Raw genomic sequence first — 8845 nt, 5'->3', positions numbered from 1 at the left:
CGTCCTCCATCGCAAATCGCTCACCTGAGGCGACGCCGTAGGCGTCATCATCGCCGAACCGCGTTTTGATGAACTGCTGGGCGACGAGGGCTTTCCGGCCATTTCCCTCCTCGTCGATCTGCCACTGGGCCTCCTCGAGGAACAGGGCGGCTGTAACAACGTCGAAGATGAGGTCGGAAAGTCGCTTTGCGTGATACTGTGCGTAGTCGCCGTCCTCGGTCGCAAGCGTCCCCAGCGCCGTCTGGAGTTCCTGGAAGCGCGATTCGGTCGATTCAGCGAGCGATTCAAGCAGTGGGTGCTCGACCGCGGCGAGTTTCTCCTGGACGTACGGAAGCAGCGCCTCGTGGGCGTTCTCGTGGTTGAGCGCGCGTAACGCGTCGAGTGCGAGGATGTTCGATGGCCCCTCCCAGATAGGAAGCACCTGGGCGTCACGGAGGAGTCGCTCCGTCGTGTGCTCGCGGACGTAACCGTTCCCGCCCAGCACCTCCATCGCGTAGGAGGTCGTCTCGACGGCCATCCGACCTGTCTTGTATTTGGCGACGGGGATGAACAGCCGCATCAGTTTGTAGGCGTCCGAGTCGTCGCCGACCTGCTCACGTTCGTCGAGTAGGCGGGCGCCCTCGAAGGAGAAGGCGGCCGCAGCCTCGTAATCGACAGCCATGTCCACGAGGTCGCGTCGCATCAGCGGATACTCGTCGATGGGGTTGCCGAACGCCTCCCGCTGGGCGGCCCGCACCTTCGCCTCAAGCAGCGCCCGGCCCATGATGCCGATTGCGCCCGTCGCGTTCGTCAGGCGCTCGAAGTTCATCATCTCAGCCATGTATTTGAACCCCTCCTGCTCGTCGCCGACGAGGTACGCCTCGGCGCCTTCGAACTCGATTTCGCCGGTCGGCACGGAGATGGTGCCGAGTTTGTCCTTCAGGCGGCGGAAATGCGACTCGTTGACCTCGCCGTCGGGCTTGGTTCGCGGAACGAGAAACAGGGACAACCCCTCGACGCCGTCGGGGGCGTCTGACGTCCGGGCGAGCGCGAGCGCGCCTTCGGCGTCGATATTGGAGCAGAACCACTTCTCGCCGTAGAGTCGGTAAGTCCCGTCATCCTGGGGTTCCGCACGCACTTCGTTCGCACCGACATCGGAGCCACCCTGCTCTTCGGTGAGGAACATCGCCCCCTCGATGTGGTCGTCGAGGTCGCGTGCAGTCAGGCCCTCGAAGTATTCCGTCAGGTCGCCGTCATCGAACGTATCGAGGACGATCGCGGCGCCCGTCGTCATCGAGACGGGACAGCAGAAGCCGCCGTCGACGTACGACAGCAGCGCCTGCATCATCAGGGTGTGGCTCAACCCGACCGGCTCGTCCCGGCCCGGCGGCGCGTGAAAGGCGTCGTGTGTGAGACCGAACTGCTCGTAGGCGATTGCCTCCTGTTCGTGGATGAGCGGGTGATACTCGACCTCGTTCAGTCGGTCGCCGTACTTGTCGAACGATTTCAGTTCGTGGCCTTCCGTGTCGATGCGGTCGGCGGTGTCGGCCATCCGGTGGCCGAGCACCTCGCCGAATTCCGAGAGGACGTCCTCGGCCCACTCGAACTCGTCGTCGGGGTAGATACGCCGCGCCTCGAACTGCAGCGTCCGGTCGAGTGCCCAGTAGTTGCAGTTCCGCCCCTCGTCGTAGTCGGCATACTGTATCGGGTCGGTGGACATGTTCTGGTGGTTTGCGACACCATTGCATAAAGCCACATCCCGCATCACGCCCGTTCAACTCTGATTTCGAGTTTCACGGGTAAACTAATTGTTCGTTTCCGACTATCCGAAATCATGATAGGAACGCCACCATATTCGTTCGACAGGATGGTCACGAGCGAGGAACTCTCCAACGACGATCTGGCCGTATCGGTCGATGACGATGCCCTCGTCGTACGAGCGACGATCGACCGCCCAGAAGACCGCAACGCCCTGAACGAGAACGTCATCAACGGTTTGCTCGACGTGTTCGAGTTCGCCGACAAAGGCGACGCCCGCGTCGTCGTCATTCGCGGCGCCGGCGGCACGTTCTGTGCTGGCGGCGACATCAAATCGATGGCGGGCGCCGTCGGCCACGGCTCGAAGGCCTACCGCGAAGGCTTCGCCGGCATGAAGGAACTCATCGAGACGGCCATCGACACCGGCGCCTTGACGGTCGCCGCTGTCGAGGGCTACTGCCTCGCCGGCGGCATGGGCCTGGCCGCGGCCTGTGACGTCATCGTCGCCAGTGACGAGGCTACCTTCGGAACGCCGGAGGTCGACATCGGCATCTTCCCCGCACAGGCGCTCGTTCCCATCATGCGGACGGTCAACGAAAAGCAGGCGCTCAAACTGCTGTTCACGGGCGAACATATCGACGCCGAAACGGCCCACGAAATCGGCTTTACCACCGATATCGTGTCAGCCGAGGAGTTCGAGACGGAACTCGAATCGCTCGTCGACGACCTCGTGACGCCCTCCTCGTTCATGATCAAACTCGGCAAGGAGTCCTTCTACAATCAGCGCGAGATGGGGTTCAACGAGGCCCTCGATTACATGCGCGAGATGGTCACAATGCTTGCGATGAGCGACGACGCCGAGGAGGGGTTCAACGCCTTCCTCACGGACTCCGAGCCCGACTGGAGAGGCCGACCCGATGACGAATAGCCAGCCAACCAAGCGGACATCACAACCATGACACTCGACCAAGAATCCATCAAAGGCAACGACCCCGATAAAGCAGTCATCAGCGCCGCGCTTACCGGCGCCCTCACGACCCGCGACCAGTGTGAGCACATTCCCTACACGCCGGAGGAAATCGCCGAGGACGCCGCCGAAGCGCGCGAGAACGGTGCTGCAGTCGCACATATCCACGCCCGCACGGAGAACGGCTCGCCCACCTTCGATGAGGAGGTCTATCAGGAAATCTACGACGAAGTGCGCGAGCGCACGGATATCCTCATCAACTTCTCGACGGGGGCGCTCCACGAGCCAGTCGACACCCGCGTCCAGTACGTCGAAGGCGTCCAGCCGGATATCGCCGCGCTGAACATGGGTTCGATGAACTACGCGAAGTACAGCGAGAACCGCGACGACTTCGTCTTCGATATGGTGTTCGAGAACCCGTTCAACGAGATCCGTGAGTTCCTGCAGGCTATGAACGGAAGCGGCGTCAAGCCCGAACTGGAGTGTTTCGACACCGGCCACATCGGCAACATCCGCCCGTTCATCAAGTCAGGCGATCTCGAATCACCCATCAACTTCTCGCTGGTCATGGGGGTGCTCGGCGGCATCCCGCCGACGATAGAGAACCTCGCCCACCAGGTGCGACAGCTCCCCGACGACGCGAACTGGCAGGTCATCGGCATCTCCGAAGGCCAGTGGCAGCTCGCTGCCGGCGCACTCTCGATGGGCGGTAACATCCGTGTCGGCCTCGAAGACAACTTCTATCTCCCGAACGGCGAGATGGCGACGAACGGCGAACTCGTCGCAAAGGCCGCCGAACTCACCGAGAACGTCGGCCGCGAGCCCGCGACGCCGGCAGAGGCGGCGGAGATTATGGAGATCGACGCCGACCACCTTTAGAACACCCACTTTTTGCACGAGAACGCGGGTCGCGCGCCGTTCGGCGCGCGACACCGGTTCTCGGCAAAAACTTGGGGAAAATATGCGCGCCTCCTTCCAGCCGCTCACCTCCCTTCGGTCGGCTGAGCGTTAGTCAGTCGGCGCTACGGCGACTCACTTCGTTCGTCGCCGGGAACCGCGCTCCCTGCGGCCGCGCGGATGCCCAACTATCACGAACGACCCGCCTCCCCAACCGCCACGCCGGCGCGCTGTACTCACCTCCCGCCTTTCCAGGGAGCCTCGCTACCGCTCGCTTCCTTCTGTCCACTCCAACATCCGCTCGTAGAACGGCACCGTCGAAAGCGCCTCCGCGTCGCCGACGAGCACGAGCGCCTTCTTCGCCCGCGTCAGCGCGACGTTGACCCGGCGATAATCCTCGAATATCGGACTTCCCAAGTCATCCGTTGCGACGAAGGAAACGATGATGACCTCCTTCGAGGAGCCCTGGAATCTATCGACCGTATCGACCGCCACATCGGGGAGCCGCCGAGAGATTTCGGCGACCTGCGCCCGGAACGGAGCGATGACGCCGATGTCCTCGCGGTCGAAGCCGGCATCGAGATACGCCTGGACGATTTCGGCCACGCGGTCGGCCTCGCGCACGTTCGTGTTCCCAGTCGCGACGCCTTCAGGGTCGATGAACGAGACTGGATCTTGCAATTCGAGCGGGAGTGCTGATGCGTCGACGCCGGGCAGATCGTCGAGCCGCTGGGCGGCGACTGCGCCCGTCGCCGGGCGCAACTGGCCATCGTAGAACTCGCGGCTGGAGAAATACTGGACGCGCTGGCTCATCCGATACTGGCGGTCGAGCATGACGCCTGCTTCGGGATAGGTCTCGATGAGGCGCTCGAAAAGCGACCCCTTGAGAGGGTTGTCGCCCTCTGCCCGCACGACCGGCGGCAACTGTTCGTGGTCGCCAACGAGCACGAATCGGTCTGCGAGGTTCGCTGCGAGGAACGTCCCCGGTTCGGTCAACTGCCCGGCTTCATCGACGACGGCCACGTCGAACTGCTGTTGTTTGAGCGCACGAGAGCCGCAGGCGGCCGTCGTGGCGGCGACGACCTGTGCGTCCTGCAGCGTGGCCGCACGCTCGCGGGGATCGCCGGAGCGCTCCATACGATATTTCTGCATGTCGTCGCGGACGCCGTTCTCCGACCCCCAGCGGACGATGTCCGTGAATCCCTGTTCTTCGAGCGCCTCGATGGCGTTGTCGACGGCGCGGTTCGTGAACGCCGACAACAAGACGCGTTCGCCGCGGTCGACGAGCGCGCGGACGGTTCGAGCGAGCGTGTACGTCTTCCCGGTTCCGGGCGGGCCATGCACCAGAGCGAAATCGTCCGCCCTGACTGCCTTGTTGACCGCCTCGTCTTGGGCCTCATTGTTGTCGATGTACGTTCTGCGCTCGCCGGAGAACGTCGGGGCTCGCCGCTCGAAAAGGACGTCCTTGCGGTCGGAGGCGCCACGGAGGATGGCGTCGTGCAGCGCCGAGAGCTGTCGGTCGACGCCGATTTCGGAAGGGTACACGTCGAGCCGCCGGAGGTCGAACGGCTCGTCGGCCGTGACGACGATCTCGTCGTCCAACTGCTCGACCGTCGCGAGTTCGGCCGTGCCGCGGGTCGGGTGGCCGTCACTCGCGAGGACGCGGTCGCCCTCTCGAATCTTCGAGACGGCGTCGGAGGTACGCTTCGCACGCAGGCGCCACCGACCGCCCGAGACCGGCTCACGGCCGAGGGGTTCGAGGCCGATGAGCGCCCGGTCGTCGTCGGCCCGCCCCTCGGCCGTCTGCTCCCAGAGCTTTCGGTACTCGTCGTGTACCTTCCGGCGCTCCGCCTCGATAGCGCGGTAGAACCGCTCGAAGTAATCCTGTTCCACTGCGGGCAATGGGTCGCCGATTTGGCCGGCTTTCGATTCCTGGTCGAGGCGACCGGCGACGACCATGCAGGTGTCCTGCTCAAAGCAGTACTCGCATTTCGCGTCGGCCTCGTAGCCCGTCGGAACGGTCAGGTCGAACTCCGCGGCGGCGATTTCGTTGCGCTGCCGGAGGACGAACTGCAGGAAGCCCGAACCGATACCGAACTCCTTGGCCGGCGAGAGGTCGCCGGACTCCTCGCTGCGGTCGAGTGCAGTGTTTTTCGTATACAGCAGTGTTCCGGTGTCTGGGGCTTCGGCGATGTTATCGGACAGGAGCAGCGCGTAGCAGGCCGCCTGCACCTTGTCCTGGAATCGTGGGTCGCGCTTCAGGTTCTTCCCCGTTTTCAGTTCGACGGGCATTCCCCGTCGAACAGCGTCGGCGCGGCCCTTGATGCCGAACTGCTCGGAGATGAGCGTCTGCTCGGAGCGCCACGAATCCTCGCCGAAGGTGCCCTGCTGGAGCCACCCCTGGATGGCGGCGGCGTTCTCTCGGATATCGTCGGCCACCGAGTCAGCCGTCTCGCCCAGTAGGCCGATGTCCAGGGCTGCCTCGGCGACTCGCTCGTCGATGCTGTCGTCCAGGTCGCGACCGCGAAGCAGGTCGCCGAACACCTCGTGGACGACCGTCCCCTTCACGACCGGGTATTTCAGCGGAATCCCGGTAAGCTTGTTCAGATAGTAGATACGCGGACACTGTACCCAGCCGCGAATATCGGTCACGTCGACGAGGAACTCCGGCTCGACGACGACCGCTGAATCCCCCGTCGTCGAATACTGCGTCTCGCCGCGGAACTCCCGCGCTTCGGCGTCGGTGACGAGCAGTTCCATTCCCTCTTCCAGCACCTCTGCGGTCTCCGTCCACTTGCCCCACAGCGTCACCTGAACGGGCTCTCTGGCCCCACGCTCCGGGCGTACCAGCACCTCCGCGAGTTCGGACGTGCCGCGACTCGTCTCGACGGTTCGGGGGGCACGAGCCTCGACGATGGGGCCGCGAATGTTCACACCCGAGGGAGGCAACGGGCGCTGAAAACGCTTACTGTGGCCGGCGGGTAATCGCCCGGAGCGACAGCTTCTTTCCCATCCATCGCCGTTACTCACATATGCGCGTCCGCGACTGGCAGGATATCCTCGAAGACGTCGTCGAATCGGGCGCCGAATCGAGCGGGTGGCGGGCACTCGCCGGCGACCGCCGCAGTGGTGTCGGCGAGGACATGTTCCTCGGTCACCCCTCCGTCGGCGTCTACCAGCTCAAAACGTACGCGAAGAACCCCTTCGAAGTGCAGGGCGTCGGCGCTCAGGTCGCCCGGTCGATAGACGACGAACTCGACCCACTGTTCCCCGACCAGGACACAGGCGGTCGGTTCGGCGTCAATCAGGGCATCGAAGACGAGGACGAAGCGAAGGAACGCGCCAAGGAACTCGAGACCGTTCTCGAGACGCATTCTGACGCACCGACGACCGGCGACGCGCTCTTCGAGGACGTGATGGAAGCACTGGACAGCCCCGCCTTCGGGCCGATGGAACACGACATGTACGACCGCCCGGATCGGCTGGACGACCTCTCGGAGACGTTCGAGGAAGCCGACGACCTCCTGACGAAGGAACTCGACGACCTCATCGAAGAGAGCGACGTCGGCCGCGGCTTCCAGTAATCACCGCGGCGACTCGGTTCCCCACTTCTCCATCGCCGTCGCCAGTGCCGGCTCGCTTTCGGCGCGTGATTCCAGCGACTCCCCCTCGACGGAGGCTTCGACGGCCGCCCGAAGCGCCCTGGCGCCGGCTTCGGTGCCGTCGGGATGGCCGTGGATTCCGCCGCCGGCCTGCACCAGCACGTTCGTTCCGAGCGCATCGAGGAGCTGGTCGACGATGCCCGGATGCAGGCCGCCGGAGGCGACCGGCAACACGTCGTTGTGGCCGTAAAAATCGGCCTGGAGCCACTCGTTGATGCCGGCCGTATCCTCGTTTTCGAGTTTGCCGAGCCCGGCCGTCCCGGTGTGGATATGGTCGACCCCGGCCAGGCGGGCGAACTGGGCCAGACAGCGCATCGAGACGCCGTGCTGTGGCAGGCGGTCGAAGGCCGCATGCATCGCCCGGTGGGCGTGAATCGCGAGGTCGAGATCGTCCGTCCGCCTGCGGACGGTCTGGAGGCTGCTCCACCCGCAGGTGATGATATCGACCATGACGAACGACCCGCCGTGGTCGGCGACGTACTCGGCCCGACGCACCATCTCGTCGGTTTCGGCGGTGATATTGACGAGATAATCTTTCCGCTCGCCGGTCTGTTCTTCGGCGCGGTCACGGGCGTCGAGCGACGCCGTAACGCGGCGCTCGAAGGGGTTGAACGACTGGTCGGTGAGGTTCTCGTCATCCTTCAGCAGGTCGACGCCGCCGACCCACGCGTCGTAGCCGACCGCCGCGTGCTCGTCGCTCGAGAGGCCGACCTTCGGCTTCGGCACCGTCGCAAGTGGCGGCCTGTCGCCGGCATCGAGCAGTTCGGTTCGCACGTCGGAACCGTACTGCGGGCCGGGGAACGAGTTAGCGAGACCTTCCGGCCACTCACAATCGAGCAGTCGGATGGTGTCGACCGCTTTCATTCCCATGATGTTGCCGGCGATGCAGGACAACACCTGTGGGAGGCTGCCGTCCTCGAACAGCGACTCGGGATATGCCACGGTTACCTCGATGCCGTGGTCGCTGGCTTCGCCGATGTCGCAGGCGGTCGCCGAATACTGCCGCACGTCGGACTCGGGCGAGAGGGCGGCCCACGTCCCGTTCGAACTCTCCGAGGCCACGCGGCTCGCGGCGGCTTCGACGGACAGTCCCTCGCTGGGGTCGAGCCGGAACGTACAGACGAGGTCGTCGTCGCGGGGGTCGTAGGACTCATCGAGGAAGTCGGCGTACTCCATATCGGGCTATTCGAGGCGTGGTGACTTATACCATGGCAGCGGAGTTGCGACAGAAGGGTCGAATCAAAGCGTTACGAACCAATAGAAAACCGCGACGAGTCGGGGCGGCCGTTGGCATCGACCGACCCGAGGCCGACGCGTTTCACGTCGGCCCGACGGTATCACTCCGGTTCTTCGCTCGCGTAACTTCTGTAGCTCATCGCCGCCCCGTCGACGATGACCGTGTCCAGACCGTGTTGTCGTTCGTGTGCCGGGTCGTCACCGATCGCTTCGGTCTCTGCGTCTCCGTAGTCGTATGGCGTGTGTTGGTTCACCATACCAAGGAGTCAGCACCCCTCGTATATAAATCCTTGTCAGACAGTGTCATGCGATATAGCCGGTAAAGGGCTGAAAACCGAGCAGCTAA

At 64.1% G+C, this 8845-nt stretch carries 7 protein-coding genes; 3 read left to right on the top strand and 4 right to left on the bottom strand.

The annotated features are described in order from the left end of the window. On the bottom strand, positions 1 to 1699 hold a 1699-nt coding region (locus tag ACI8UR_RS11690; protein ID WP_415087897.1), incomplete at its 3' end, for an acyl-CoA dehydrogenase family protein. Between the two features lie 114 nt (positions 1700 to 1813). Here ACI8UR_RS11690 and ACI8UR_RS11685 point away from each other — a divergent pair. Together ACI8UR_RS11685 and ACI8UR_RS11680 are read left to right on the top strand one after the other, a co-directional pair. Continuing rightward, the gene (locus ACI8UR_RS11685) at positions 1814 to 2665 is read left to right on the top strand and encodes an enoyl-CoA hydratase/isomerase family protein (protein ID WP_411713891.1); all 852 of its coding nucleotides are present in this window, start codon (positions 1814 to 1816) and stop codon (positions 2663 to 2665) included. A gap of 27 nt (positions 2666 to 2692) precedes the next feature. Then, entirely contained in the window at positions 2693 to 3583 is an 891-nt protein-coding gene (locus ACI8UR_RS11680; RefSeq protein ID WP_411713892.1) for a 3-keto-5-aminohexanoate cleavage protein, read from the top strand. 282 nt (positions 3584 to 3865) lie between these two features. Here ACI8UR_RS11680 and ACI8UR_RS11675 read toward each other — a convergent pair whose 3' ends face one another. Then, a complete protein-coding gene (locus tag ACI8UR_RS11675) occupies positions 3866 to 6535 on the bottom strand; it encodes an AAA domain-containing protein (protein ID WP_411713893.1) in 2670 nt (889 codons plus the stop codon). Between the two features lie 98 nt (positions 6536 to 6633). On the opposite strand from ACI8UR_RS11675, the gene ACI8UR_RS11670 reads away from it, so the two are divergent. Then, the gene (locus ACI8UR_RS11670) at positions 6634 to 7185 is read left to right on the top strand and encodes a hypothetical protein (protein WP_411713894.1); all 552 of its coding nucleotides are present in this window, start codon (positions 6634 to 6636) and stop codon (positions 7183 to 7185) included. On the opposite strand, the gene rbcL is transcribed toward ACI8UR_RS11670, so the two are convergent. Both rbcL and ACI8UR_RS11660 read right to left on the bottom strand, forming a co-directional pair. After that, on the bottom strand, positions 7186 to 8439 hold the full coding sequence (gene rbcL, locus ACI8UR_RS11665; RefSeq protein WP_411713895.1) for a type III ribulose-bisphosphate carboxylase: 1254 nt from the start codon (positions 8437 to 8439) through the stop codon (positions 7186 to 7188). Between the two features lie 161 nt (positions 8440 to 8600). Then, entirely contained in the window at positions 8601 to 8756 is a 156-nt protein-coding gene (locus tag ACI8UR_RS11660) for a hypothetical protein (protein ID WP_411713896.1), read from the bottom strand. Positions 8757 to 8845 lie beyond the last annotated feature (89 nt).

The sequence above is a fragment of the Natronomonas sp. genome (assembly GCF_047616845.1).
GTDB lineage: Archaea > Halobacteriota > Halobacteria > Halobacteriales > Haloarculaceae > Natronomonas.
Note: the sequence above shows the minus strand (reverse complement) of the source record. Positions and strands in the feature narration are given on the sequence as shown.

What these genes read in the sequence shown, in the direction of transcription:
- ACI8UR_RS11685 (WP_411713891.1), top strand. Translation starts at nt 1,814, where the DNA reads ATGATAGGAACGCCACCATATTCGTTCGACAGGATGGTCACGAGCGAG.
- ACI8UR_RS11680 (WP_411713892.1), top strand. Translation starts at nt 2,693, where the DNA reads ATGACACTCGACCAAGAATCCATCAAAGGCAACGACCCCGATAAAGCA.
- ACI8UR_RS11670 (WP_411713894.1), top strand. Translation starts at nt 6,634, where the DNA reads ATGCGCGTCCGCGACTGGCAGGATATCCTCGAAGACGTCGTCGAATCG.
- rbcL (WP_411713895.1), bottom strand. Translation starts at nt 8,439, where the DNA reads ATGGAGTACGCCGACTTCCTCGATGAGTCCTACGACCCCCGCGACGAC.
- ACI8UR_RS11660 (WP_411713896.1), bottom strand. Translation starts at nt 8,756, where the DNA reads ATGGTGAACCAACACACGCCATACGACTACGGAGACGCAGAGACCGAA.